The organism is Cutibacterium nasicola, assembly GCF_052654715.2.
Genome location: NZ_CP199745.2, coordinates 1,411,580 through 1,436,883, shown reverse-complemented (window position 1 = coordinate 1,436,883; position 25,304 = coordinate 1,411,580). Strand labels below are relative to the sequence as shown.

Genomic DNA, 25,304 nt, shown 5'->3' with positions numbered 1-25,304 from the left:
GTGGCGAAACGGTGGGCAGAGCACGGTACTCCGCCACGATCACCTCTGGCCGAACGTTCGCCTGAGCTTGCTGGACAGTTCGCATAGTGCCCGCCATGATCTGGACCATATTGTGTTGATGGCTGACGTGGTCAAGGCTTCGGATGAAGACATGACGTGGCTAGGAGAGGGAGTCGATCCCGTCGAGATGCTTGCTGGGTTGCCGGATGAGAACAGGGCCACAAATCGGCATCCTGACGATGGGGAACACTGTGTGGTGGCCATGACAGCCGCTGGCGTCGAAATCCGTGTTCCCGGGAGCGAGCCGGCGCCAATCCACCATGCTGGAACGAACCAGGTTGATCTGCCCTCACGGATGTGATGCCGCATTGTGGATCTCGATCTGACGAGACACACCATTCTTGCAACCTTGCAGACTCACCGATGGTCGACAGGCGAACAGACCGAGGATCGCTTGATCACAGGTCCTTGGACGAGGACCTCGTCGTGATCGACCTGAGAACCTCCGAGTTGCTCGAGCAGTAGATCGATGGCCTTTGCTCCCATGTCCCAGTGAGGAATGCCGACCGTGCTCAATCCCAGTTGGGGAGCAACGTTTGGGTCATCGTCGTATCCGACGATGGATACATCTTCAGGGATCTGCAGCCCCAACCGGGCTGCGGCGATGAAGACGCCAGCGGCGACACGGTCGTTGGCGCACATGATTCCAGTCGGCCTGCCACTCGAAGCGAGAACCGCTGCACCTGTCTCAAGGCCTCGGTCTATTTCCCATCCACAGGTGAGGACTCGTGGACGGATGCCAGCCTCCGCCATGGCGGTGTTGAAGCCTTCCAAACGTCGATGGGTAGCGATGAGGTCAGGCGTCCCAGCCAAGTATGCGATGTTGTGATGGCCAGCCTCAATAAGGATCTTTGCAGCACGATAGCCGCCTCGGACCTCATCGGTAATGACGCACGCCGTTCCGTGCGTGGGATCGATGGCGTTCAGCAGGATGTTGCACTCGGATCGGAATGAGTCTGGGGGAGACCACGGGCTCAAACCTTCCGCCGCAAAGATGAGCGCATCGACCTGGCGATCCTGGAGAGCAGAGATGGCATGCTTCTCCTGGTTCCGATCATTTTCGGTGCCTATGACCAGGAGGAGATAGTCCTCTTGCGCGGCCCGCATCGTTGCCCCGCTGATCATCGCGCCGCCGAATGCCCCCGAGAGGATTGAGTCAGTGACGACTCCAACAGTGTGAGTCGTGGAATTCCTCAGGCTCCGGGCCAGGCGATTGGGCCGATATCCGAGTTGTTGTGCTGCCCTTCTGACAGCTTCTTGATTCTTGACGGACACGATCCCGTCGGCGCGGCCATTCAGTACGACGGAAACAGCGCTCCGTGAAACTCCCGCCAGTTTCGCGACATCGTAAGAAGTGACCCTCTTGTTCATCTACGGACTCCAAGGTCTCGAGCTGTGTTGAAAGTGCAGTGGGATCGACGTGGTGGGGCTTCCTCCCGAGTCCGTGTCTCAGCCAGGTGTAGTGGCTGAATCGTCACTTGGTGAAGTGGCTACCAGTCCCTCGCGAAAGAGCATCTGACATCGCTACCAAGTGATCGTATCAGTGCCGGTGAGCCCAGACGGTTGCGTCAGTGCAGACATAGCCCTTTTGTCGGATCTCACCTCGGTAACGCCTCGTGAGCGTCAAGGAAGAGTTGGCGACGTTTGGAGCTTGCGGTGTCGGCGACTGCCAAGGAACAGTTCGCATCTGCACACCCAACTTTGCGGACGATCACGAGTTAATTGCGGGCATTCGGAAGGGCTTGGGCGAGTGGGCTTCGTCTCGGGTCTTGAGTGCGCTTGATGCGGTCTTCCCCATGTCGTCACCGTGGGCTGTACCTGAATTTGCCAGATGCGTTCGTGGCCAGTGGACCCGGCAACAGCCCTGCTGGGGGCCGGTGTCCTTCAGGGAGCACTGAGCCGACGCATTCGAATGGTGGTGATGGCATCTTTTTGTCTTGGCCCGAGTTTAGTCGCATGGTGCAGTTTTCGCGTGGATGTCATCCTGCATGGGTATGGAGTCGATGGTCACGCAGTAATCGATTCGTATCAGTGAGTAGCGTGGCTCCCAATGCGGATACTCCGGTCGGAAGTGGACAGGTGAGGCCGACCACCTTTTCTCTGGTGGACCACGACGGTGCTCGGCGGGGCAACCACGACCATCGTGGTTGCCCCGCCGACATCTGGGGTAGCGCGTCAGTTCTTCTCGAACGTGAGGGCCTTGAAGTCCTCGGTCTGCTTCTTGATACCGGTCTCGGCGGGGAACCTCTCGATCGAGGATGCACCGTAGAATCCCATGATGCCTTCAGTGTGGTCGAGGATGTATTGCGCATCTTCCGGGTTGGCGATTGGACCACCGTGGCACAGGCAGAGGATGTCGGGGTTGACGGATCTGGCCGCGTCGGCGAGCTCTTGCACCTTGGCAGCCGCGTCCTCGATGGTGAGGGCAGTCTTCGCACCGATGGTTCCGGAGGTCGTCAGACCCATGTGGGGGACGAGAATGTCGGCGCCAGCTCGAGCCATGTCCTTGGCCTGGTCAACGTCAAACACATAGGGCGAAGTGACGAGATCAAGATCGTGTGCTGCCTTGATCATGTCGATCTCCAAGCCGTATCCCATTCCAGTCTCTTCGAGGTTTGCGCGGAACGTTCCGTCGATGAGACCGACGGTAGGAAAGTTCTGGACGCCCGCGAATCCTGCGTCCTTGACCTGAGTCAGGAATCGAGGCATCACTCGGAAGGGATCGGTTCCGTTGACACCGGCAAGAACGGGAGTGTGGGTGACAACCGGGAGCACCTCATTGGCCATGTCCATCACGATCTCGTTGGCGTCACCGTAGGCCAGAAGGCCTGAGAGGGATCCCCGTCCGGCCATGCGGAATCGTCCTGAGTTGTAGATGACGAGCAAGTCGATCCCGCCCGCCTCGGCGGACTTTGCCGTGATACCAGTTCCTGCGCCACCACCGACGATGGGATTGCCCTCGTCGACCTGCTTGCGGAATCTGTCCAGAATTTCAGTGCGGTTCATCGTGATGTTCCTTTCTAGTCAGTACTGGTTGATGAGTCCATGAAGAGCTTCGGCCATCGCCTTTCCGAACCCGGGGTCATTGATGTTTTGATCACGGGTGATGACGGTGGCAGAGGTGCCCTTGAGACCGTCTCGGACCGCCTTGAACAAGGCTTCGTCGGCAATCGGGTCGTGGAAGTCTTCTCCGGCGAGATCGATCCCCGAGACTCCCTGGGCCGGGATGAAGACTTGGACAGGTCCGCGAGCCGCTGCGGCATTCTTTGCGATACGGTGACCGAGTTCCGCCATCTCGCTCTCGTTGGTCCGCATGAGAGTGACCGTCGGGTTGTGCAGGTGCAGTTTACGGGAGATGTAGCGCTGCGGAACAGTGTCGGTGGGGCCGAAATTGACCATGTCGAGAGCGCCGAGGCTGATGACCTGAGGTATTCCTGCTTCGCTGGCAGCCTCCATCCTGTGAGGTCCGGCAGAGAGCACGCCACCGCAGAGTTCGTCGGCGAGCTCGGTGGTTGTGAGGTCGCACACTCCTGCAAGGAGGCCGGACGATGCGAGCTTGTCCATGGCCTTGCCGCCGGATCCTGTGGCGTGGAAGACGAGAACCTCGTATCCGAGGTCGGTCAATGTTTGGCGGGCCTCATCGGCGGCAGGCGTCGTCAATCCGAACATCGTCAGACCGATGACCGGCTTGGCACCAGGAGCGCGGCCTTCCACCCGGGTTTTCTCATAGGCGGTCGCCATTCCTGTGATGGCAGCTGCGGCATTCGAGAAGACCATTCGGAAGACTGAGTTGATGCCTGCGACATCAACGACTGAATACATGAGGGTGACGTCGGTCTGTCCGACGTAGGGGCCAACGTCCCCCGATGCCATCGTGGAGACCAAGAGTTTTGGGAATCCTATTGGCAGAGCTTGCATCACCGGTGCTGCAACGGATGAGCCTCCAGACCCGCCAGCGGACAGCAGTCCATGAATCTTGCCAAGGTCCGCCAGTTTCGATGCGATGGCTGAGGCGCCACGGCCCATGACGTCCATCATTTCTCCACGGTCATGGCGTGCGCGGATCTCAGCTGGTGATTCCCCTGCTGCGCGAATGACGTCATCAGGTGAGTAGTCGGCCATCGGGCTGGTGGAGAATGAGCCAACATCGATGGTGACTACGTGGTCACCACGGGCGAGGACATTCTGGCGTAGCCAGTCGAACTCATCTGCCTTGGTGTCCAAGGTTCCTAGCAAGGCAATTGTGGCCATGAACACTCCTTCGTGATCGTGTGTGTATGACCTTAATTCGGCGTTTTTCACCGGGCCGGGCCACTTGAGCCCAATTGGCCCGTGGGTCGTAGCCCTGCTTGCCCTGAGGAGTGATACTTCGGGTGTGGTCGTCAGAGTTGACCCTGCAAGTCTGAGTCGAATGCTGGGGGACTGGAGTCAGCAGGGAGAGGTTCTTCCGGAGGCACTGGCTACCGCTCTGTTGGAGCTCATCGATGCCGGGTTCCTCCCGGCTGGTGCGGTTTTGCCGTCGCAACGAACGTGTGCTGCGACCCTTCAGGTGTCGCGACATACCGTGGCAGAGGCATTTGGGATTCTTGAGGCCTCAGGCCACATCGCGGCTCTCGTCGGGTCAGGGACGCGGGTGAGGTCGGGCCGTGCGGCAGTGCGGACCGATGGCAGGCTGTTCTCGTTCAGTGACGCCGCGTCCGGGGTGGTCGATCTGTCAACGGGGGCACTACCGGCATCAGAGGTCGCAAGACGACTGCTATCGGAAAGCCAGGTAGGGCTCGACGTCTACTTCGACACCGACGGGTACTTCCCTGCCGGACTGCCCGTATTGCGGGCGGCACTCGCGGACCGGCTCACCCGTGACGGAATTCCGACGACTCCACAGCAGATTCTTGTCACCAACGGTGCTCAGCACGCGAGCCACCTTGCATCGCAGCTTCTGGTCTCCGCTGGTGACATGGTTCTGGTTGAGGAGCCAACTTACCGGGGCGAGCTCTCAGAATTGCGACTGGTTGGGGCCCGTGTGGAGACCGTCCCTCTCACGGAGGGCGGCCTCGATCTTGGGCTCGTCGAGCGTGGATTGCGACGTGCGCCGGTGATGCTGTACTGCCAGACGAGCATCCACAATCCTACGGGGCTGACGATGTTCTCGAGCAATCGAACGGCGTTGGCCGGACTTCTTGAACGTCATGGTGTTCCTGTGGTCGAGGACTGCTGTTCATATGATCTGACCGCATCAGGGTCGCCAGCTCCGATGCTGGCAGGGGAGATGAGTGATGACCTGGTGATCACAGTCGGGACGTTGTCGAAACTGTTCTGGGGTGGTCTGAGAATCGGATGGCTTAGAGCCAGCCAGACGCGGATTCGTCAGTTGGTAGAGCATCGTAAGGCGGAGGATCTCGCCGGCCCCATACCAACCCAGATGGTAGCGGCCAATCTGTTGACGCACGTGGAGGAAGCGCGTATGGAGCGTCGGTCGTTCCTTCAGGCTGGACGCACAGCGACGTGTGAAGTTGTCAACGGTGTGTTCCCGACGTGGGCATGGGCTGAGTCCCAGGGCGGTACAGGGTTGTGGGTTGATACTCATACTGATTCCCAAGCCCTTGCTGAAGCTGCGAAACGGGTGGGAATTCGTCTGGCTCCTGGGCCGGGGTATTCGGCCTATGACGGACAACGGACAATGTTGCGACTGCCGGTTTGGCATGAGCCGGAGATGCTTGAGGACGCGCTGAGAATGCTTCATCAAGCGGCTCCGGGACGGTGGCAGCAATGATATTGCTCGTCGTTGAGTGGACCGGGCCATTCCGACAGCAGAATTTCGACGGCCCCTGGATGAGGGACAGCCGGGTGCGGATCTCGAGGGAGACGACTTGAGGATGACGCCGGGGTTGGCTCGATCCGTTGTCGGTGACCAGTCGCGTGGTGCGGGTGATGCCGTGTGCGGCGAAGAACAGCCGTTCCTAGTGGAGGAACCCGATCGTGGGGAGGCGGTCTTGTCCTCGCAGGCCTCGGTGTAGATCAGTCAGGACAAGCCGTCTTCCACGGAATGGAGGTCAGGTGTACCCGGCCCTCTGCTTGCTGACCGTTGTGCTTGTCCGGGACAAATCAGCGGCTGCGATGGTGGGAAATGCTGCGTCTGAGACGTTGGCCTTCGTTGAGGAGTCGGAATTGCGCCCAGAGGTCCATCAACCCATTCGATGCTGAGGCGCCGGTGGCCCCTACAAGCCGCGAGATCCGATGCCTGACGACTACAAGGGTTTGAAGTGCTGAGCCCGATGGTTCTTGAACGAGCTGAGTTCATCGATGACGGCCATGTCGTACGGTCACCAGGCAGTGCTCGGGCCGATTCATCGAGTCGTTGAGGTTGTCCTCGCTGGTAGGTGGCGGTCGACCTCACGTGCCCACGGTCGCACTCCCCACACCGTCAACAACCACATGAGCCGCAACAGCTAGTGAGAGCTTGGCCGGGATGCTGTAGCTGGACCGACATGTGCGGGTTTTGACGAACTCACCCGCGTGATTGACGCAGAAGTGTTCGACTCTTTCCAGGGCTCCTTCCACGCCGAGGTCGCAGCGCAGCAGGGGAGGGAGCCCTTGCCGTCGAAGACCCGGCCGCAGCCTTACTGACATGCTCGTCCGGCATCTCGTACCTCGTCATCGCGTGCCAGCCTGACCGTCATCGGGAATCCGAGTGGCTCCCCACGCTGGGCTGTGAGGTATCTGGGATGTTTTCAAGCTTTTGCTCACCAGTCGCATCAGTCTGTTCCACTCCGTATGAGCGGTCATGCGGGGCACAGACCGGACCGGACAGCCTGCAGCCCCGGGAGTGGGAGTACACAACACAAGGCTCGTGCGACTGAGCCACATCGGAAACTGCACTGGGTTGCGGTGAGGAGGGCAATAATCTTTCTTCAACGCGTGGGCGGGGTTGCAGTACTCTCGCGAACGATAATTTTTGGTGAGATAATGCGAGCGTCGTGGGTTCCTAAGTCGTTCAATGTAGCAATGCAGAGTCGCCCCAGCGCGGCAAAGTCCTGACGGATTGTGGTCAGGGGCGGATCGAATTGTGCGGCGAACTCGTGGTCATCGAAGCCGACAAGGCTTACGTCCTCCGGTACTCTGATCCCCCGCTTTCTAAAAGCTCGCATAACGCCAAGTGCCATGAGGTCAGAAGCTACGAACACGGCGGTCGGTGGATCCGCCATCGCCGCGATCTTCTGCCCAGCCTCAAAACCGCTTTCGCCCGACCAGTCTCCGAAGATTGGCTCGCTGACCCGAAGGTTTCGGGCCTCCAGCTCAGACTTCCAGCCCAGCAGCCGGGCTCGGCCTTCCAGCCAATCCTGACCACCCGCCACGTGGCCAATACTGTCGTGACCAAGGTCGGCAAGATGCCCTACGGCCATACGTGCGCCCTCGGCTTGGTCCTCGGAGATAACGGTTGCGTGAGGCAGCGAGGTAATGTCTGCTGCAAGAACGACAATGGGAAGTGCGCTGGCCCACCCCGATTCGCCGATCATCTTCAGAGCCTGCTCTGCTTCGTGAACAATTGGTGCTATTACTATTATTCCGTCTACGAACGTCTCTCGGAATGAGTCGAGGGTGGCTTTTAAGGATGCAAATGAGTCCCGTTCCTCAACTGAGAGGAGCAGGTGTTTTCCCGCTTCACGGGCCGCAGTCTCGATTCCGTGCAATACGCCCATGGGGCCATAGCGCCAGGACGAGTGGGTGACCACGCCGATGGCGCCCGCCTTGGCCGTTCTGAGGGCTAGCGCCGCACCATTGCGCCGATAACCCAGTTCGGCAATTGCAGCCATCACGTGTGAGCGCGTGTTGTCGCTGACCGCCCCGGTGTTGTTCACGACTCGCGAGACGGTCTGATATGAACACCCAGCTAGTCGAGCCACGTCGTGCAGCCCTGGGCGGCGAGTATTACCTGAAGGGTCCATGCGATGGACTGTAGCGGTCAGAGCCAGTCGCATGCGTATCTGAAACCCTTGACAAGCTGACAGTGAACGTTCACAATGATGGCAGGAGGGTCCAGACACCCAAAGTTGCGGACCAGTCCAACTCAAAGGAGAGGCATAGTGAAACGACGGAGTTTTCTTATGGCTGCCGGGCTAGCCGCAGCGGCATGCGGTGTAGGGGGATGCAGTGTAGAGACAACTAGCAATGGGACCACCAATAGTGAGGTCGCGAGCAAGGCAGAAACCGCTCTGAAAGAGGTCCAGGGGAAGGTTCTGAGCAAGGGCCCCAACGGTGAGGATCCTTCAAAGGCAAGCACCGTGGAGCTGACCGATGCTGAGATTGCTCAGGTTAAGGACTACGGAGCCACTGCTGCCATCGTCATGCATTACGCCGGAAACGACTGGGCCAGAGCTCAGATCGCTGGACTCAAGGCCGAGTTTGCACGTCTAGGCGTCGAGGTAATTGCTGTCACCGACGCAAACTTCAATCCGGGGCAACAGGTCTCCAATATCGAGACGGTACTAGCCAAGCGTCCGGACATCGTTGTCTCGATTCCCACCGACCCGGTCGCTACTGCTAGTGCGTTCAAAAAGATCACTGAGAGCGGCGCAAAACTTATATTCATGGACAACGTTCCGTCCGGCCTCAAAGCCGGGAAGAACTATGAGTCAGTGGTCAGCGCCGACAACTACGGAAATGGTGTGGTGTCTGCCCACCTCCTGGCGAAGTCGTTGAACGGTTCAGGTGAGATCGGCGTCATCTATCATTCGGCTGATTTCTTCGTCACGAAGCAGCGTTATGAGGGCTTCCGAAAGACGATTGAGCAGACTTACGGCGACATCAAGATTATCAAGGCACAGGGGATTGCTGGCCCGGACTTTGCCGGCGATGCCCAAAAGGTGGCCGACGCCATGATTAGTCAGACCCCGAACCTTGCGGCCATCTGGGCGGTGTGGGATGTGCCGGCGGAAGGGGTTATGGCAGCTGCCCGCTCGGGTGGTCGTAGCGATCTCAAGATCGCCACGGAGGATCTAGGAATGAATGTTGCAATAGCTCTTGCGCAAGATCAGCTTGTGGTGGGGTTAGGGGCGCAACAGCCGTATCAGCAAGGAGTGGCTGAGGCTCGTATCGGTGCGGGCGCCCTGATCGGAAAGAAGAGTCCTTCATACGTCGCCCTCGAGGCCCTGCCCGTCACTCACGAAAATGTACTTGAAGCGTGGAAGCAGGTTTACAACGCTGAGCCGCCAGCAGATCTCCAGAAAGCGATGAGGAAATGAACGCCACCGCGAATCATCGTGAGGCCAGCGATGAGCCGCTGGTCCGGATGGCTGGAATCTCTAAGTCTTTTTCCGGCGTTACGGTGCTGGATTCAGTCGATTTCGAGGTGCTGCATGGCGAGGTCCATGCCCTGGCCGGTGGCAATGGTGCTGGTAAGTCCACGTTGATGAAGATCCTGCAGGGTGTTTACTCGTTGGACAAGGGGTTAATCCAGATTTCCGGTAAGGAGCAGCACTTCGCCAGTATTCAGGATGCGAAGAGTTCTGGCATTGGTATGGTCTTCCAGGAATTTAGCTTGGTGCCAACACTTACCGTCGCCCAAAATATCTTCCTGAATGCGGAGCCTCGATCAGGGGGTGTGATCAATGACGCGGCAATGGTTAAACGTGCGAAAGAACTCTTTCAGAGGATGCAGGTTGCCATCGATCCGACTGCCGAGATGTCATCGTTGCCCACCGCATATTGGCAGTTGACAGAGATTGCTAAGGCTCTTGCCGAGGACGCACAGATCCTCATCATGGATGAGCCAACGGCATCCCTTTCGCAGCATGAGGCAAATTCACTGTTTGAGCTCATTGGCAGACTCACGGATAGCGGGATGGGTGTTGTCTACATCTCCCATCGCATGGAAGAAGTATACCGAATTGCTGACCGCATCACGATTCTGCGTAATGGGAAGCGGCTGTTGACTTCAGCAATGAACGACATCACTCCCGAGAAGATTGTGGAGAGCGTAGCGGGCAAGACCGTGGATTTGGTTGACACCCCGCACCGATCCTGCCCACAGGCCCCAGTTGTACTCGCGGTCGAGGGGATCGCATCCGACAATGGACTGCACGACATAAGCTTCGAAGTACATGAGGGCGAGGTTGTTGGCCTGGCCGGGCTGATGGGGTCTGGTCGTACGGAACTTGTGAGAGCGCTGTTCGGTGTTGACCAGATCACCTCCGGAACGGTTGCGGTTGACGGCAAGTCAGTCTCCGTCAGGAATCCGCAAGATGCGTTGGAAAATGGCATTGCCCTTGTCCCGGAGGACCGGCGGTTGCAGGGTCTCGTCTTGCCCCACTCGGTCAACAGCAATCTTGAGCTCCCGCATCTGCGCGAGTACTCAAAAGCCGGCTGGCTAAACAAGCGTGGACTCGCGACCCTTTCGAGTGATTTGATTGAGAAATTCAACATTCGAGTTGCACGTCCGCACAAGCCTGCTGCACTACTATCCGGTGGAAATCAGCAGAAGATTGTGTTGGCCAAATGGCTTAGCCGAGATCCGCGAGTGCTGCTGATGGATGAACCTACTGCCGGTGTTGATATCGGGACCAAAGCGGAGATCATTGAAATGGTTCGTTCGTTTGCTGCAGCCGGTCATGCAGTGGTCGTTATTTCGTCTGAATATCCGGAACTTCTCGCCATGAGCAACCGGTTACTACTGATGCGCAATTCCACGATCAATAAGGAGGTGGATCGGTCCGCTGTGTCCGATGAGCAGTCCCTTGAGCTTGTCATCCAAGGAGTGACTACCCATGCCTGATTCATCTACCGCCGCCAAGCGCTCGGGGCGATTCACTTTTGACTGGCGACGCGATATTATTTACGTAGGATTCGTCGTTGTTCTCTTGATTTTCTCGATACTGCTACGCGACCAAGGATTTCTTTCGACGGCTAGCTTTTGGAATATCCTGCGGCAGGCCGCCATCGTCTCCGTTATCGCTGTGGGCATGACCTTCGTCATCGCTGCCGCGGAGATTGATCTTTCGGTGGGATCTGTGGCCGGCCTTGCCAGCGTTGTCACGGCGCTAGCTCTCTCGCACTTCGGGCTTATCGCCGGAATTCTCGCAGGAATCCTTCTTGGCGTCGTGATTGGTTGTGTCAATGGTGCACTGGTCGCGTTTGCTAGAATTCCGTCCTTTCTCGTGACATTGGCGATGATGGGGATTGCCTTCGGGGCCGCGCAGTGGGTCACCGACTCTGCGCCTGTACCTATTCTGGACATGACGTATATAGCAAACTTCGGTGGAGGCAGCATTGGGCCAGTCCCGGGACTGATTATATGGATGATTCTCTTTGTCGCGGTAGGTAGTGTCGTGCTTAAAAAGATGCGCTTTGGCCGTCAGGTTATGGCCACTGGCGCGAATAATACAGCCGCAGAATACTCCGGAATTCGGACCGCACGAGTGCGCTTTCGCGTCATGTTGTTGTGCTCCGTCAGCGCCGCCATTGCGGGAATGCTCTACGCTGGCCGACTTCAATCTGGTCGCTTCCAATGGGGTGCCGGAGACGAGATGAACGCCATTGCTGCAGTCATCTTAGGCGGCACCGCTCTTTCGGGTGGACGGGGGTCCGTGATCGGTACCTTCTTCGGAGCACTCCTCATGGCAACCATCAACTACGGCCTAATCCTGGCGGGTCTTGACACTTCTCAGCAGCAGATCATTCGCGGCGTGATTATCATCCTCGCCATGGCGCTGGCTCGTAGGGACTAGCAACTTTTCATATTCGTTTGTGAGAGTCGAATTCAGAAGAAAGGAAAAATCATGGGAAAGACCATGAGTAAACGTCCGGTATCTATCGGTGACGGCGCATTCAAGGTCGATGACACCACAGCGTCGCTGTACGGTGGCGCAGTGCATTATTGGCGGCTCGATCGCGATAAGTGGGAATCCATCCTTGACTCGGTTAAGGACATGGGATTCAACATGATCTCGATCTACATCCCCTGGGAAATCCATGAAGTAGAAAAAGGAGTATTTGATTTTTCCGGAAACAAGGATATTGATGCCTTTTTGACTCTTTGTGAGGAGAGGGAACTCAATATCGTAGTTCGTCCTGGTCCGCAGATCAACTCGGAACTGACTTGGTTTGGCTATCCAAAGCGGATTCTGGAGAATGAAAATCTTCAGATGCGTAATGCCAAGGGAGGCCGGACCGTCCTCACTCAGGTGCCGAAGCCAATCCCTGCAGTGAACTACGCCTCGGATGAGTTCTTTGAAGAGACTGCACTCTGGTATGACGCAATCTGTGAGATTCTGGCTCGTCACTGCCATCCCAAGGGCAACATCGTTGCTGCTCAGGTTGATAATGAGATGGCCTACTTCTTCTGCATCAACGCCTACGCGGCTGACTACAGCGACGACTCCCTGTCTCAGTACCGCTCGTTCCTGCTTGAGAAGTACGGCAGCTTGACGAACCTGAACTCCGCTTACCGGACGAATTTCGCAGCTGAAAGTGAGATTGAACCGCCACGGCGATTCGAGGCCATGACACAGCATGAGATTCCTCGGTACGCCGATTGGATTGAATACCGCGAAGAATACCTCATCACGTCGATGGATCGCCTCGCCAGCATGATGCGTGAGCGTGGCTTGGACAAGATCGCTCTGTTCCACAACTACCCTCACCCCCTCGGCCCTGGCGGCGCTGCTTCGGGCTTTACCACCCCGTTCAACATCGCCCGGTTGGAGGAGAAGCTCGACTTTGTCGGTTTCGACATCTACTCGCGCAAGGAGCTCTACAGCCACGTCAAGACCGTGGGTTCATACGTTGTAGGCACGAGCCGGTATCCCTACATCCCGGAGTTCATCGCTGGAGTCTGGCCTTGGTACCTACACCCGGGCAATCTTGCCGACGAAGAATTCGTCACCAAGGCAGCCCTCATGCAGGGCATTAAGGGATTCAGCCGGTACATGCTTGTCGAGCGCGATCGTTGGCTTGATTCTCCAATTCGTCGTGACGGGCGTGTTCGTGAAGACCATGCAGCCATGTTTGGCAGCGCCAACCGTATGCAGTCCGACGGGGGATTCGCGTCGTTGCGCCGGGATGCTCAGGTACTGCTGTTGGCCAACCGCGAATACGATCGCCTCGAGGCCGCGGCTGTGCTGGTTTCCTTCCCCGGTGATTTCCTCGAGACTCCGTCGGGATTCAGTGAGTACGCGAATCCGCTCACCATCAGCGAGGAACCGCTGGGCTTCGATGAGCCGGTTCAGCTCCGCAAGGGTCAGGCTTTTGGAGCTTACTTCGATGCACTCATGAGCAGCGGGAATGACTTTGTCATCTCCGATACGGCGCTTGATCCGGCACGTTGGAAGGGGCGTCGAGTGATCGTCGTGCCCACGCTGGATTACCTTGACGCTGAACTGCAACAAGCACTGGTGGATTTCGTCAGCCAGGGCGGAGTTGCTGTAGTTGGCCCGAAGCTGCCTGAGTTCGACTCGCTCATGCAGCCATGCACCATTCTCAAGGACGCTGTCGAAGCAGCCGACGCAGGTTGGTTTGTCCTGGATGACGAAGCCAACGCGAGTGCTCTTGTTGACGCTGCATGTGCGAAGGCTGGGGTCCTGCCTGTTCGCAGTAACGATTCTCGTCTTGACGTTGTTGTTCACCGCGATCTTGAGTCGGATGACCGTCGGGTGGTCTTTGTTGCGAATCCGACAGCCGAACAGATTGATGCGACGATCGAGCTGCCATTTTCTGTCAACAGCGCCACCGAGCTGTGGTGCAACACTGAAGCGCAGTTCGACGGCAATATATTGACAGTGCCGATGCCGCCTTACTCCATCAACATTTATGACTGCTTCTTGCAGGGATGAAAGGAATTTAGAAATGCTTCATGGCGATGTCTTGATGGCTGACCTTGATGTAGATCAATGGCGTAATGCGCAAGATCTACTGCTGTGTTCAGCAAAAGAATCACGGAGAATTATCTGTCTTCTCGAAAAGGGAAGCGTAGTGAAATGCCGTCACACTCAGGGATTGGAAGTTAAGGAGCCACCGGCTCAAGTCGCCGACTTGCCTAAAGCTGCCAAAGCGCTGTTCGAGGCGAATAAGCAGGATGTCGACTTCGTTCTCGTGGCTGAGCGCGATGCAATGGATGAGTACTTCGCCGAGTACCAAAACGCTTGGTCCGCGGATGAGGATCTGGACGTATACGTGACGCGTAGCTGGACACTCCTGGCCGATAAGTACGTTGATTCCATTTGTACGGCTCCGACGCCTGCTGCGCAAACTCTTGGCCTCCAGTGGAAGCTTGGCGCGTCGCACGACGAAGTTGCCGCCGCTGCTATGTCGTTCGTACGGCCAAACAGTACGGCGGTGCTGGCAGTTCACGATGACAATGCACTGTGGGCCAGTCTGATCCTTAAGTTTGATGGTGACCACAAGATTATTTCAATCGGCACCGCAGACCCGAGCCTCGTTGATATTCACGGAGATCGAGAAAGCGTAACGAATCGTCTGGTTGATTTTGCCAATGAGCGGGAAGGAAATGTCAGCCTCGTCATGAGTGCCACTCGTGATGCCGCAGAACGATTCTTGGCGGCTGACGACAAGGGAGCGGTGTTGTCCGAACTCAGCGACAGCATTTCTGTACAGCGACTACCGCAGCGCTAGTACGTCTACTCGAAGGGGACGTTGGTGGGGATACAGCATGCTGTATCCCCACCAACATTGTGAGCTCATCATCGCCTGTCACCCGAGCCGCTTGATTGGACGGATCGTTCATCGACTCTCATCTTGACGACGGCCTGCCGCTACTTCGCCCCACACAATCGACAACCTCACGAGCCGCAGCATCGAGACTAGCTTCAGCCTGGTGACTCATCAGTCGACGCTGTTCGTATGGCCGGAACGCGATGGTCTCCAGAACTGGTGGAGGGTAGGAATACACTCAATCACGTTCTCCGAAGTACTAGGTGCGCGTGGCGCAGGAGGCTGGCAATGGTTCCCATCAGCAGGAGATGTGACGGGCCGAGCTGAATAGGACGATCTGGCTCGTGGGCATAGAACTGGGCTTCGTAGTCATTTTGGTGCTGCAACACGCATTCGTCTCCTGGATTTCCCAACGGTCAGGAGAACTCACGGCATAGTCCATGCCGACGACCGTGAAGTGCTTCATCGGCGCTGTGATCTTCGCATACTCGCGGAGCGGCTCTCTTTGTTGGATCTTGGCTGGACTTCGTCTCACGCACCAAAGACAGCCGATAGGCGCCGTCCTTGATCCTAATGATCGATGATTGCCCAGCCCGGGTTATAGTCCCCGAGTGGAACGGGGTGCGGAACTTGTCGTCCGGCTCGTGAACAGTTTGACCTCCTCATGGCCATCCAAATAGTTGACGAACGGTTTCTCCATAACCGAGCCAAAGGACACTTGATTGAATATGTCTTCTCCTTGTCAGTCATCTCGTAAAGCTAATGTATCAAGCGGTCCGTCTTCTCGATCCCGTCAGTTTTCAGTTCGCGAAGTTTGCAAATTCTGCCATCAATTGGCTCGTACTGAATCCCATCGATGAGAGTGTAAGCGAGCTCTTTTACAATGCATTCGGTGGCCATCTTGATGTCGTCATTCAAGCGGTTCAGGAACTCACCCACATGCTGCGAGGTCAGAAAAATGTCAGTGGTCGTTCGGGGCAGTGAAGTCGATTCCTGGAGCTTCAAGACGGTGTCTGGCAGCGGATAGCACTCTTTGAGTACTTTGTCACGGAGCCAAAGAACCAAGCCCTTCGGGGCACCACGGGTGATCTTCAGCCCAGCGCGGGGTGACCTGAATGTCGATCGGATCAATCTGCGGGCCTCCTTGATTCGGAGTACGCAGGGCTGCACCAAATCCGTGCGGTCATGCCTCACCCCGGTAGGTCGTGCGCGACATGGTCTTCTCCTAGGACACCTCAAACTCCGGCGTCGAGTACATCCGTTTGTGTAGCGACCGGATCACGTGCTTGACGAATGTTTCAAACGTGCACCGCTCAACCAGGTCAAGAACCGGCTCTTCACAATCCGGGGTGTGGGACTGGTTAGGACCTGTCGGCCTTGAGCAGTGATCGGGCGGTGCAGTGGGTGAGGTCGCGGAAGCCAGGGTTGTGCCGAGCAGATGTTCGAGTTGGCTGCTGAGGGCTGGGGTGGGACTGTTGCTGGAACGGTGGTGGTCGAAGAAAATGCGGATGTCGTCACGCATCCAGAGCGTCGCCGGTCAGCCGGATCATATGGAACGAGTGGTTGGCACCGGTGTCAGTAGAGATGGGGTGAGCTCGATGAGCAGCCGGTGACCTTCGGTCAGTACCGCATCGTTGGCGGTGTTCCACGCGCCCCGAGAGACCTCGGGAGGCGAGCTCATCGCAAAAGGATGACCACCAGGGCTTCCAGGCCCAACGCAGCCGCGCTTGGAGAATGGCGGGGCGCTGACCGAACGGGACATGCGCTAGTTTATGGATCACGCTGTCACGAGGTGATCCGCGACAGTCGCAGCGATGACACAAGTCATCGAGCTCGACCGGTCGGCACAGCAGCGTGGCGCGCTCAGGGCCTGGCTCGTCCGGGAGGCAGAACGTGGTCAGGTCAGGGGTCGGTGAAGGTAGCGTCGTCCATGTCGAGGTCTTTGGTGATGGCTGTGTGAGGATTTTCATCATCCAAGGGCCTCGATCCTTGTCGCCACTCAGCCCCGGCTGTCCACTTACACGCTCATCTGTGAAGAGTCTGTCTCGTGTTCCGAGAGCTGGCCCAGGCTCTGTGCTGGACGGAATAATTATTGATCAGAATTGACCTTTGTGCAGGATTCTCGGATGCGTAGTTCCATTGCCAGGGAATGATTTCGTATATCTTCTCTCTCGTAAAGGTGTCGTAATTCTTCAAATGCAGCTGAAATCATGCCCTCGACGGGTTGTACGACAGTCGTGAGCTTGGGTCTGAGCCAAGCGCCCACTGATATGCCATCGAAGCCGATAATAGATAAATCTTGAGGAATGGAGATGCCATATTGCTCAGCGCCAGAGACGATGCCGATGGCGACGATGTCACTGGCCGCCATGATGGCGGTTGGTTGAGTGTTCAGTCTCTGGATTCGTGTGAGCACATTGATCCCGTACGTCTCGCTGTATGGTCCATGGAACTGCAGCTCAGGCGCTACCGAGATTCCGTGGAACGCGAGTGCTTCTTGATAGCCTCGAAGGCGTTGCCGAGTGGATGACAAATCCTCTGGCCCGCCGGCGTGAGCGATGACGCGATGGCCCTGTTGGATCAAGTAGTTTGTGGCTTGGAAGGCTCCGTCGAAATTGTCAGCCGTCACCAAGGGCATCCTATCCTGGCCTCCGGAACCCACTGGCTCATCCAGCACGACTACTGGCACGTTGGCGGCCACGGCCTCGAGGGCGGGGTTTTCCGCAGTCATTCCAATATAAAGAATACCGTAGATATCATCCATGTGCGCTGCTGCATCTATTAATTGGCGTTCTTGATGTGCGATGCCGCCGGTCACTGAGATGAGTGCTTGTAAACCACGTTCGTTGCATGCCTTCGTTACGGCCTCCGCGACGTTGGCGAAGTAGGGATTTCGCAGTTCAGGCATCACCAGGACAACCTTTGACCCTCGTTTGTGGTCATGCGGCATGGAAAACCCCACCGCATGCATGGCATCGAGGACCACACGCTCAGTTTCTGGTTTCAGTGCCAACTCGCCCTTCACATACCGGGACACCGTGGATACCGATACTCCCGCGGCACGCGCCACTGCTGACAGTGACATGCAACGCCCTCCCCAGAAATTGGTTGACAAGCCGATCTGTGCTTCGTAGTATAAAGCAACACAAAACGTTGCGCAACGATTGCGCAACATGATTGCTCGAGGAGGAGCCACAGATGTCAAAAGTGCTTCTGGCTGGTGAGTCGTGGATCAGTGCGACGACTGACCACAAGGGCTACGATGCATTCCCCCACACTCAGCTGCACATCGGTTGCACCAAACTGCTTAATGCGCTCAGGTCGCGTGGTCACGAGGTGACCCACCTGCTGTCGCACGACGTCGCCGCGAGTTTTCCAACCACACTTCAAGCCCTCGACCAGTATGACGTTGTCATTCTGTCCGACTGCGGGGCCAATACGCTGCTGCTTGCGCCATCGGTGTTCGAGACGGGCCGCCCGATGCCCAACCGACTAAAGCTTTTGCGTGAGTGGGTTCACCAGGGCGGCGGGCTCATGATGGTTGGTGGATACCTGAGCTTTCAGGGCTTCGAGGCGAAAGCGAACTACTCTGGTACACCGGTTGAGGAGATCCTTCCAGTAACGATCTCCAAATACGATGATCGAGTCGAGAGCCCAGAAGGCGTCTGCGGCGAACTGACCGGAGTGCAACACCCGGTCACGCAGGGGCTGTCCTCAACGTGGCCGATCGTGCTTGGGTACCAGCGGTTGCAGGCTCGAGCGGATGCCGCCGTCCTCGCCGTGGTCGAGGGTGATCCCCTACTGACCGTTCGAGAGGTTGGCAGTGGACGGACCCTGGCATTCGCCTCAGATGTGTCGCCCCATTGGGCGCCCGAAGAATTCATGAACTGGCCTGGATACACCGATTTGTTTGACAACGCGGTGGCCTGGCTGGCTGGGAAATGACCCATACGAAAATGATCCATACGAAGGAGATGTTTTTGCAATGACGCAATCATCCTATGATCACCGACCTCCCGGCACAGTAGGGGCCGTCATGGCTTCGACCGGGTTGTTCGTGATCCTCACTGTTCTGGCGGGCATGCTGAGCCCAATGCAGTCCGCCGTCAATGGCCAACTTGGTACCGAAGTCGGAGATGGCCACCTGGCCGCGACGATCTCCTTTGGCTGTGGCCTGATCCTCATGATCCTGATTGTGCTACCTGACCGAGCCAAGAGGCGAGCTCTGTTCGCCCTGCCTCGCCAGGCGCGGCATTGCGACGTGCCGTGGCCTAACTTCGTCGCCGGGTTGTGCGGCGTAGCCGTTGTCCTTTCTGAAGGCATCTCGGCGGGGCCTCTCGGGGTCGCCACATTCCAGACGGCCCTTATCTCCGGAATGGTTATCTCGGGAATTGTCTGTGATCGCATGGGTATTGGCGTCGAATTCAAACAGCCGCTGAGCATTGCGCGCATCATTGGTGCTGCCCTTGCAATTGTTGCCACACTACTTGTAGTGTCACCAAACTTTCAAGCTCCTCACGCGGTGGCCTTGACCATTCTTCCTTTTGTCGCCGGGCTCCTTGCTGGATGGCAGCCAGCCGGAAACTCCAATATCGGTCGTCTGTCCGGTTCAATGCTCGTGTCCATCACGTGGAACTTTTTCGTGGGTTTCACTGCTCTGCTTCTCGTATTCCTTCTCCGAATGGCTGTAGGGCACGCACATTTCAACCTTCCTGGGAGCTGGTGGATGTACCTTGGGGGTCCACTCGGGCTCGCCTCGATTGCACTGATGGCTCTGCTTGTACGCAAACTCGGCTTACTGCTTCTGGCGCTGTCCTCTACAGCCGGCCAGCTGCTCGGATCCGTTCTTATTGACACGCTGATACCTGCACTGGGCAATGAGGTCTACTTCGTCACTGTCCTGGGTGCAGCGGTCGCCCTGATCGCATCTGGCATCGCCATGATCCCCTCGAGGAGATCCGATGTCGACAGTGGGATCGAGGGCACATTGACAATCGATTCCATGACACATGAATCCCGTTGAGCAGGAGGTATTCAAATGACGATGTCGTCAGAGAACAATGTTCTGACTACCGTTACCGGTGATGTGCCGGCCGAGAACATGGGGATGACGCTGCCTCATGAACACTTGTTCAACGACCTGTCGAGCGTCGTTGACGAACCCAGCTATGAGTTCTCCTCAATCCTAGTCGGTAAGCGAGTTGAGCCCTCTCTTATGTGGGCCCTGCGGCAGGACCCCTATTGCAATCAGGACAACTTGCGGGACAAGCCGGTGGACGCTGTCACGGAGGAGGTTCGAGCCTTCGCCGAGCTGGGCGGGCGGACCATCGTTGATGCGACGGGGTCGACGTCGATTGGCCGAGACCCCGAACGACTAGCGGCGGTGGCCCGACGCACGGGGCTCAATATCGTCATGTCCACGGGCACCTACCTTGAGAAATTCGAAGGTGAGCGCATCACCGCAACAGCGATCGACATCCAGACCGAGAACATCCTCAATGATCTCAACGAGGGAGTCGGGAGCACAGGAATCCAAGCTGGCATGATCGGTGAGGTTGGAATATCGCCGAGCTACACGCCAGCTGAGCGTGGCGCGCTGCGAGCCGCAGCTGTGGCACAGACTGAATCGCCACGGACAGCATTGAATATTCACATGCCTGGTTGGAAAAGATACGGAGCCGACGTATTGCACTTGGTCCTTGACGAGGTTGGGGTCAATCCAGCTAAGGTCTCGCTTGCCCACAGTGACCCATCAGGCCATGACTACGACTACCAGAAAATGCTCCTTGATCGAGGTGTGTGGCTAGAGTTTGACATGATCGGCTTGGACATCAATTTTCCGAAGGAGGGTGTCTCACCGTCGGTCTCTGATACTGCTGACGCCGTCGCTCATCTCATTGCCCGAGGGTACGGTCAGCAGTTGATCTTCAGTCACGATCTTTTCCTGAAGCAGATGTGGACCTGCAATGGTGGGAATGGTTTCGCCTTCGTACCGAAGGTGTTTCTCGCTCAACTTCGAAGCCGCGGTGTCTCGGAGGCGCAGTGCCGCAGTCTCGTCATCGATAACCCTCGGCGGCTGCTTACTGCCTGACCAACGTCAAGTGGTGTGGGGTTCACAAGGTCGATTGCCACACCACTCCAACAGACGATGATGGTCGTCGTATGGCGGGCCTGACACCGTCATACGACGCGATCATGTTCTCGAATGTCGGCACGTATGATTTCACGTCGGGCACGCCCCGTCTTGGGTGTACAGATAAACGGGGTTACTGGGTGGGCTCCGGACTGGTTGAGTACGTCCAGCTGTTCGTCATCTCCAACGGCACCCACACCAAGTACTACTTGAACACCACTCGCAACCAGCACCTTAAGGATCAGCAGAAGCGCACGGCCCCGAAGGCCTCCAACAGCTTCGAAGTCACCTCGATCAATTACAAGCAGCTTGGCACTGTCGCGGCCGGCGAATACATCTGGCACACCACCGGATCCGGCAAGACCCTGATCTCGTTCAAGACCGCCCAGCTGGCCACCATGATGCCCGGGATCGACAAGGTCATCTTCGTCGTTGACCGCAAGGATTTGGACTACCAGACCATGCGCAAGTACGACCGGTTCCAGAAGGGGGCCGCCAACTCCAACACCTCGACGACCATCCTCAAGCGTCGGTTTGAGGATCCGAGCGCCAAGATCATCATTACGACGATCCAGAAACTCAGCACGTTCATCCACAGCAACAAGAACCGCGACATCTACAACCAGCACGTCGTCATAGTCTTCGACGAGTGCCACCGGTCCCAGTTCGGCGACATGGACACCGACATCACTCGGGCCTTCAAGCGCTACCACCTCTTCGGTTTCACCGGTACGCCCATCTTCGCTGCCAATCGCGGTAGCTCCGGCAACCCGAAGCTGCGCACCACCGGGCAGGCCTTTGGCGACAAGCTGTACACCTACTCCGTTGTCGACGCCATCAGCAACATGAACGTGCTGCCCTTCCGCGTTGACTACATCAACACCATGAGGGTCGGAAACCCGGAGGACCGCGAGGTTACCGGCATCGACACCGAGAAGGCCCCCATGGCCCCTGAACGCATCAGTCAGATCGTCCGGTACACCTTGGAACACTTTGACCAGAAGACTAAGCGTGAGAGCAGTTACGAGCACTCTGTTGTCGTCAACGTCAGTGAGTCCACCCGCGTCCGTCATGTCGACGAAGCCATCCGCCAGTGCAAACGTGCTCGCGGGTTCAATGCCATCTTCGTCGCGGCATCCATTGACGCCGCTCGTCGCTATTACAACGAATTCCAGCGCAACAGGAAGACCTGGTCCCTGACAAGAAGCTCAAGATCGCCATCATCTACTCCTACGGGACCAACGAGGCGACTAAGGGCGGCATCCTAGACGACGAGGCCTTGAATACCGATGCGCTGTCCGAGGACTCGCGGGTATTCCTGGAGGACGCCATCCAGGAATACAACCAGTTGTTCGGAACGAGCTACGACACGTCCTCTGACAAGTTCCAGAACTACTACAAGGACCTCTCGCAGCGGCTCAAGAACCGCGAAGTCGACCTGGCCGTCGTCGTCAACATGTTTCTGACCAGCTTCGACGCCACTACCCTCAACACCCTGTTCGGCGACAAGCCGTTGAAAGCCCGCAGGCTCCTACAGGTCTATTCTCGCACCAACCGCATCCTCAATCCCGTCAAGACCTACGGCAACATCGTCTGCTTCCGAGATCTTGAGGACGCCACCAACAATGCCCTCGAGCTCTTCGGTAACAAGAACGCTGGCGGCATCGTCCTGCTCAAGCCCTACAAGGACTACCTGACGGACTACGCCGCGAAGGTCAAAGAGCTCCTCGCTCGGTTTCCACTCGGTCAACCCATTGTCGGAGAGGAAGCGAACAAGGAGTTCGTCAAGCTGTTCGGTACTATCGTCAGGCTTGAGAACATCCTCACCTCGTTCGACGAATTCTCGGCCGACGATATGCTTACCGAGCGTCAGAAGCAGGACTATCGCAGTTTTTACCTGAAACGTGGAACGAATCCCGCAGTGAGCAGGACGCTGACAAGAAAGGCTCGACCACGACGACGTCGTCTTTGAGATTGAGCTCATTAAGCAGGTCCCCGTCAACGTCGATTACATCCTCATGCTTGTCGAGGAGCACCGCAAGGAGTGTGGTGATGGCGAGGATGTCGAACTGACCCCGACCATTTACCGTGCCATTAACGCCAACCCGAACCTACCCAACATGAAGGATCTCGTCGAAGAATTCGTTGCGATCATGAGCGTTGACGAGGCCGTTGATTCACAATGGGGACGCTTCATCACCACAAAACGGAACCAAGAGCTCGACGAGATCATCCGGGATGAGGACCTGCGCCCTGAAGAGACGCGTAACTTCATGGGCAATGCCTTCCGCGACGGAGAGGTGCAGACCACCGGAACCGGAATCATCGAGGTCATGAGGCCGATGTCGCAGTTTGGCGGTGCAGGCAGGTCTGGCGGGAACCCTCACGCCGAGAAGAAGAACCGAGTGATCAAGGCCTTGGGGGAATTGTTGAGCGGTTCCGTGGGCTGGGGCTTGGTGAGGAGTTGGAGGACTGAGGATCCTCCGCCACGCGCGGCGACATTGATGGTGCCCGGTGTCTCATCTTCCAACCGGTCATCGAGGTACCGGTTACGGCCTCGGGGCACAGGACTACAGTGCGATGACTGACGTGTCGGATCCTTCCGGCGTCTGACCTACAGAGGTCTCCGATCATCCTCAGTGATCGAAGTGCGGACACCTACAGTCAATATCCAGATTTTTGACTATTGTCCTCTGTATGACACGTCTAGGGGCACTGATGACGAGGGTTGGCAAGGCCGCGATGCTGTTGTCACGCGACCTTGGGGGCCTACAAGTTGGTGACCAGATCCCGACGATGCAGGACCTCGCAAGTCGTTACGGCTACGGAAAAGGAACGATCCAAGCCGCGCTCGGCGTGCTCGCGGAGGTGGATGCGTTAAGAGTGGAGACCCACGGTCATCTTGGTACCTATGTGACCAAGATCGACAAAGCCGCTCTGTGGGACATCTCGGGAAGGGGCACGTTCGTCATCGCGATGCCATTGCCCTACACCCTTCGATATGAAGCATTAGCGACGGGATTCCATGCCGCCTTTGAGGATGCTGGTGTTCCTCTTAGTCTCCCGTATGTCCGAGGAGCATATGAACGCATTAACCTCCTCCGCGACGAGCGAATCGACCTCGCGGTGATGTCAAAAATGGCATCCAGCGAGAACCCGCATCTCGAAGTCATTAGGGACTTCGGTCCAGGGACGTATGTTGGATCGCATCAGATCATGATGAAGAACGGTCGTGACATTCAAGATCCTCACTTGAGAGTCGCCGTTGACCCATCGTCTCCCGACCAGATATTTCTTGCAAGGAAGGCGTTCCCTCGGCTCCGCGATGACATGGTAGTTGAGACAACGTACAACCAGCTATCTCGTGGGTTTGAGGGCGATCTCTTCGACGCCACCATATGGAACGCCGATGAAGCTCGTTCAAAACTGCCGTCAGATGTAGTGATAGTTCCAATGCCTGAACTTGAAGGAATTGGAAACACAAACGCCGTGCTGGTCAAGTGGGACAGTTCTGATGCGATTGGGGATGATGTATTGAAGGTCCTTGGTAGCGAAGACATCATATCTGTAGTGAGGGCAGTAATGGCACACCAGACGATGCCAAGATACTAAAACCAATTTTTGCGAGAATTACATGGCTGAACAATTTAAATGTCGTTTCGAAATCATTAGAGAGACGTCTACTCTGCCAACAGAGTGGATAGATGCGGTAGAAACCGCGATCCGCGACGTGGTGGATGACGACAAGTTGGACAATGAATCGGTGGGGCTGCTGGTGTCGCATGTAGTTGCGTCGCTCGATCGTATTCACAAAGGAAATTCCCTAACTGATGGCCCAGGCTATGAGCTGATGACCGAAATTAAATCCCAAGTTCCCAATGCAGAGCCAGAAGCGGCTCGCATCGTGAACTCAATCGAGGAGTGGATTGGTCTTACGCTTCCGGATAGCGAAAAACAGTACGTAACACTTCATAACGTTCTACTCACTGACGTGGCCCTCGATACTGTGATGTCGGCTGCCCATGACGTGTTGACGGCAGGGAAGAAAGTCGTGGTGCATGCCGACATGATGTCCGGCCTTCATCCGAATTCGGCGGGCCTGTCATTCCTCAAGGAATAGTGCGGCGTCGACACGGTCATCAGCGCGAATGCCCGGGTGATCGAAACTGCGCAAAAATGAGGACTCAACACAATTTTCAGAGTTTTTCTACTGGATTCAATTGCCTTGAAGACAGCTCTTCGAATCCTGGAAAAGCTGCGGACGGATGCCGTCGAGATTCTTCCCGGACCGATGGCCAAGGGTGCCTATCACGCCGTGCGGAACAGCGAGCCGAAGCGCACTCTTCTCGCCGGGGATTCATTCGTTCCCGGGCTGTCGTGGATGACCTCCTTTCAGTCGGCTTCGACGGGGTGACGACGTCATGTCATCAGCTGTGGTGACTGCCTG

At 56.9% G+C, this 25,304-nt stretch carries 21 protein-coding genes and 1 pseudogene; 16 read left to right on the top strand and 6 right to left on the bottom strand.

Annotation, left to right across the window (positions count from 1 at the left end; translation table 11 throughout):
- Window positions 1–118 precede the first annotated feature (118 nt).
- A complete protein-coding gene (locus tag ACUCCZ_RS06660; RefSeq protein ID WP_435916795.1) occupies window positions 119–361 on the top strand; it encodes a hypothetical protein in 243 nt (80 codons plus the stop codon).
- Window positions 362–417: 56 nt separating this feature from the next.
- Here the strand turns inward: ACUCCZ_RS06660 and ACUCCZ_RS06655 are convergent, their stop codons facing one another.
- The 3 genes from ACUCCZ_RS06655 to ACUCCZ_RS06645 all read right to left on the bottom strand — a co-directional run bounded on the left by ACUCCZ_RS06655 (window position 418) and on the right by ACUCCZ_RS06645 (window position 4,311).
- Entirely contained in the window at window positions 418–1,431 is a 1,014-nt protein-coding gene (locus ACUCCZ_RS06655) for a LacI family DNA-binding transcriptional regulator (protein WP_435916794.1), read from the bottom strand.
- 804 nt (window positions 1,432–2,235) lie between these two features.
- Complete coding sequence (locus ACUCCZ_RS06650) at window positions 2,236–3,066, bottom strand: phosphoenolpyruvate hydrolase family protein (protein ID WP_435916793.1); 831 nt, start codon at window positions 3,064–3,066, stop codon at window positions 2,236–2,238.
- Window positions 3,067–3,084: 18 nt separating this feature from the next.
- Window positions 3,085–4,311: a Tm-1-like ATP-binding domain-containing protein gene (locus tag ACUCCZ_RS06645; protein ID WP_435916792.1), complete on the bottom strand. Its 1,227-nt coding sequence runs from the start codon at window positions 4,309–4,311 to the stop codon at window positions 3,085–3,087.
- A gap of 124 nt (window positions 4,312–4,435) precedes the next feature.
- On the opposite strand from ACUCCZ_RS06645, the gene ACUCCZ_RS06640 reads away from it, so the two are divergent.
- Entirely contained in the window at window positions 4,436–5,833 is a 1,398-nt protein-coding gene (locus ACUCCZ_RS06640) for an aminotransferase-like domain-containing protein (protein ID WP_435916791.1), read from the top strand.
- Window positions 5,834–6,971: 1,138 nt separating this feature from the next.
- Here ACUCCZ_RS06640 and ACUCCZ_RS06635 read toward each other — a convergent pair.
- Complete coding sequence (locus tag ACUCCZ_RS06635) at window positions 6,972–7,919, bottom strand: LacI family DNA-binding transcriptional regulator (RefSeq protein ID WP_462981534.1); 948 nt, start codon at window positions 7,917–7,919, stop codon at window positions 6,972–6,974.
- 423 nt (window positions 7,920–8,342) lie between these two features.
- On the opposite strand from ACUCCZ_RS06635, the gene ACUCCZ_RS06630 reads away from it, so the two are divergent.
- Genes ACUCCZ_RS06630 through ACUCCZ_RS06610 form a run of 5 tightly spaced genes read left to right on the top strand, consistent with a single transcriptional unit; the run spans window position 8,343 to window position 14,685 of the window.
- A complete protein-coding gene (locus ACUCCZ_RS06630; protein WP_435916789.1) occupies window positions 8,343–9,302 on the top strand; it encodes a substrate-binding domain-containing protein in 960 nt (319 codons plus the stop codon).
- Window positions 9,299–10,831, top strand: a complete 1,533-nt coding sequence (locus ACUCCZ_RS06625; protein WP_435916788.1) for a sugar ABC transporter ATP-binding protein — start codon at window positions 9,299–9,301, stop codon at window positions 10,829–10,831. Before ACUCCZ_RS06630 ends, ACUCCZ_RS06625 begins: the two co-directional genes overlap by 4 nt.
- Window positions 10,824–11,783, top strand: a complete 960-nt coding sequence (locus ACUCCZ_RS06620; RefSeq protein WP_435916787.1) for an ABC transporter permease — start codon at window positions 10,824–10,826, stop codon at window positions 11,781–11,783. Before ACUCCZ_RS06625 ends, ACUCCZ_RS06620 begins: the two co-directional genes overlap by 8 nt.
- A 51-nt stretch (window positions 11,784–11,834) precedes the next feature.
- A complete protein-coding gene (locus ACUCCZ_RS06615; RefSeq protein WP_435916786.1) occupies window positions 11,835–13,886 on the top strand; it encodes a beta-galactosidase in 2,052 nt (683 codons plus the stop codon).
- 13 nt (window positions 13,887–13,899) lie between these two features.
- The gene (locus ACUCCZ_RS06610; protein ID WP_435916785.1) at window positions 13,900–14,685 is read left to right on the top strand and encodes a hypothetical protein; all 786 of its coding nucleotides are present in this window, start codon (window positions 13,900–13,902) and stop codon (window positions 14,683–14,685) included.
- Window positions 14,686–16,318: 1,633 nt separating this feature from the next.
- Here the strand turns inward: ACUCCZ_RS06610 and ACUCCZ_RS06605 are convergent.
- Both ACUCCZ_RS06605 and ACUCCZ_RS06600 read right to left on the bottom strand, forming a co-directional pair.
- Window positions 16,319–16,656 (bottom strand): annotated as a pseudogene (locus tag ACUCCZ_RS06605) (ISL3 family transposase); the annotation flags it as partial.
- Window positions 16,657–16,813: 157 nt separating this feature from the next.
- Window positions 16,814–17,809 carry a LacI family DNA-binding transcriptional regulator gene (locus ACUCCZ_RS06600; RefSeq protein WP_334355097.1) on the bottom strand — a complete coding sequence of 332 codons (996 nt, stop codon included), beginning with the start codon at window positions 17,807–17,809 and terminating at the stop codon, window positions 16,814–16,816.
- A gap of 113 nt (window positions 17,810–17,922) precedes the next feature.
- Here ACUCCZ_RS06600 and ACUCCZ_RS06595 point away from each other — a divergent pair, with 113 nt between their 5' ends.
- The 9 genes from ACUCCZ_RS06595 to ACUCCZ_RS06555 all read left to right on the top strand — a co-directional run bounded on the left by ACUCCZ_RS06595 (window position 17,923) and on the right by ACUCCZ_RS06555 (window position 25,271).
- Window positions 17,923–18,669, top strand: coding sequence for a glutamine amidotransferase (locus ACUCCZ_RS06595; protein ID WP_435916784.1), 747 nt, complete (start codon window positions 17,923–17,925; stop codon window positions 18,667–18,669).
- A gap of 91 nt (window positions 18,670–18,760) precedes the next feature.
- The gene (locus ACUCCZ_RS06590; protein ID WP_435916783.1) at window positions 18,761–19,747 is read left to right on the top strand and encodes a DMT family transporter; all 987 of its coding nucleotides are present in this window, start codon (window positions 18,761–18,763) and stop codon (window positions 19,745–19,747) included.
- Window positions 19,748–19,762: 15 nt separating this feature from the next.
- Window positions 19,763–20,815: a phosphotriesterase family protein gene (locus ACUCCZ_RS06585; RefSeq protein ID WP_334355094.1), complete on the top strand. Its 1,053-nt coding sequence runs from the start codon at window positions 19,763–19,765 to the stop codon at window positions 20,813–20,815.
- A 182-nt stretch (window positions 20,816–20,997) separates the two neighbouring features.
- Window positions 20,998–22,125, top strand: coding sequence for a DEAD/DEAH box helicase family protein (locus tag ACUCCZ_RS06580; RefSeq protein WP_435916782.1), 1,128 nt, complete (start codon window positions 20,998–21,000; stop codon window positions 22,123–22,125).
- Window positions 22,026–22,829, top strand: a complete 804-nt coding sequence (locus ACUCCZ_RS06575; RefSeq protein ID WP_435917043.1) for a type I restriction endonuclease subunit R, EcoR124 family — start codon at window positions 22,026–22,028, stop codon at window positions 22,827–22,829. The genes ACUCCZ_RS06580 and ACUCCZ_RS06575 overlap by 100 nt, the downstream gene beginning before the upstream one ends.
- A gap of 1 nt (window position 22,830) precedes the next feature.
- Window positions 22,831–23,445, top strand: a complete 615-nt coding sequence (locus tag ACUCCZ_RS06570) for a type I restriction endonuclease subunit R, EcoR124 family (protein ID WP_435917042.1) — start codon at window positions 22,831–22,833, stop codon at window positions 23,443–23,445.
- Between the two features lie 130 nt (window positions 23,446–23,575).
- Window positions 23,576–24,469 (top strand): YhfZ family protein, encoded by an 894-nt coding sequence (locus ACUCCZ_RS06565; RefSeq protein WP_435916781.1) that lies wholly within the window; start codon window positions 23,576–23,578, stop codon window positions 24,467–24,469.
- Between the two features lie 22 nt (window positions 24,470–24,491).
- Window positions 24,492–24,977, top strand: a complete 486-nt coding sequence (locus ACUCCZ_RS06560; protein WP_435916780.1) for a PRD domain-containing protein — start codon at window positions 24,492–24,494, stop codon at window positions 24,975–24,977.
- A gap of 105 nt (window positions 24,978–25,082) precedes the next feature.
- Window positions 25,083–25,271, top strand: coding sequence for a hypothetical protein (locus ACUCCZ_RS06555; protein WP_435916779.1), 189 nt, complete (start codon window positions 25,083–25,085; stop codon window positions 25,269–25,271).
- Window positions 25,272–25,304 lie beyond the last annotated feature (33 nt).

Coding starts and splice junctions, on each gene's coding strand:
- ACUCCZ_RS06660 (WP_435916795.1), top strand. CDS start 119: ATGGCTGACGTGGTCAAGGCTTCGGATGAAGACATGACGTGGCTAGGA.
- ACUCCZ_RS06655 (WP_435916794.1), bottom strand. CDS start 1,431: ATGAACAAGAGGGTCACTTCTTACGATGTCGCGAAACTGGCGGGAGTT.
- ACUCCZ_RS06650 (WP_435916793.1), bottom strand. CDS start 3,066: ATGAACCGCACTGAAATTCTGGACAGATTCCGCAAGCAGGTCGACGAG.
- ACUCCZ_RS06645 (WP_435916792.1), bottom strand. CDS start 4,311: ATGGCCACAATTGCCTTGCTAGGAACCTTGGACACCAAGGCAGATGAG.
- ACUCCZ_RS06625 (WP_435916788.1), top strand. CDS start 9,299: ATGAACGCCACCGCGAATCATCGTGAGGCCAGCGATGAGCCGCTGGTC.
- ACUCCZ_RS06620 (WP_435916787.1), top strand. CDS start 10,824: ATGCCTGATTCATCTACCGCCGCCAAGCGCTCGGGGCGATTCACTTTT.
- ACUCCZ_RS06615 (WP_435916786.1), top strand. CDS start 11,835: ATGGGAAAGACCATGAGTAAACGTCCGGTATCTATCGGTGACGGCGCA.
- ACUCCZ_RS06610 (WP_435916785.1), top strand. CDS start 13,900: ATGCTTCATGGCGATGTCTTGATGGCTGACCTTGATGTAGATCAATGG.
- ACUCCZ_RS06600 (WP_334355097.1), bottom strand. CDS start 17,809: ATGTCACTGTCAGCAGTGGCGCGTGCCGCGGGAGTATCGGTATCCACG.
- ACUCCZ_RS06595 (WP_435916784.1), top strand. CDS start 17,923: ATGTCAAAAGTGCTTCTGGCTGGTGAGTCGTGGATCAGTGCGACGACT.
- ACUCCZ_RS06590 (WP_435916783.1), top strand. CDS start 18,761: ATGGCTTCGACCGGGTTGTTCGTGATCCTCACTGTTCTGGCGGGCATG.
- ACUCCZ_RS06585 (WP_334355094.1), top strand. CDS start 19,763: ATGACGATGTCGTCAGAGAACAATGTTCTGACTACCGTTACCGGTGAT.
- ACUCCZ_RS06565 (WP_435916781.1), top strand. CDS start 23,576: ATGACGAGGGTTGGCAAGGCCGCGATGCTGTTGTCACGCGACCTTGGG.
- ACUCCZ_RS06560 (WP_435916780.1), top strand. CDS start 24,492: ATGGCTGAACAATTTAAATGTCGTTTCGAAATCATTAGAGAGACGTCT.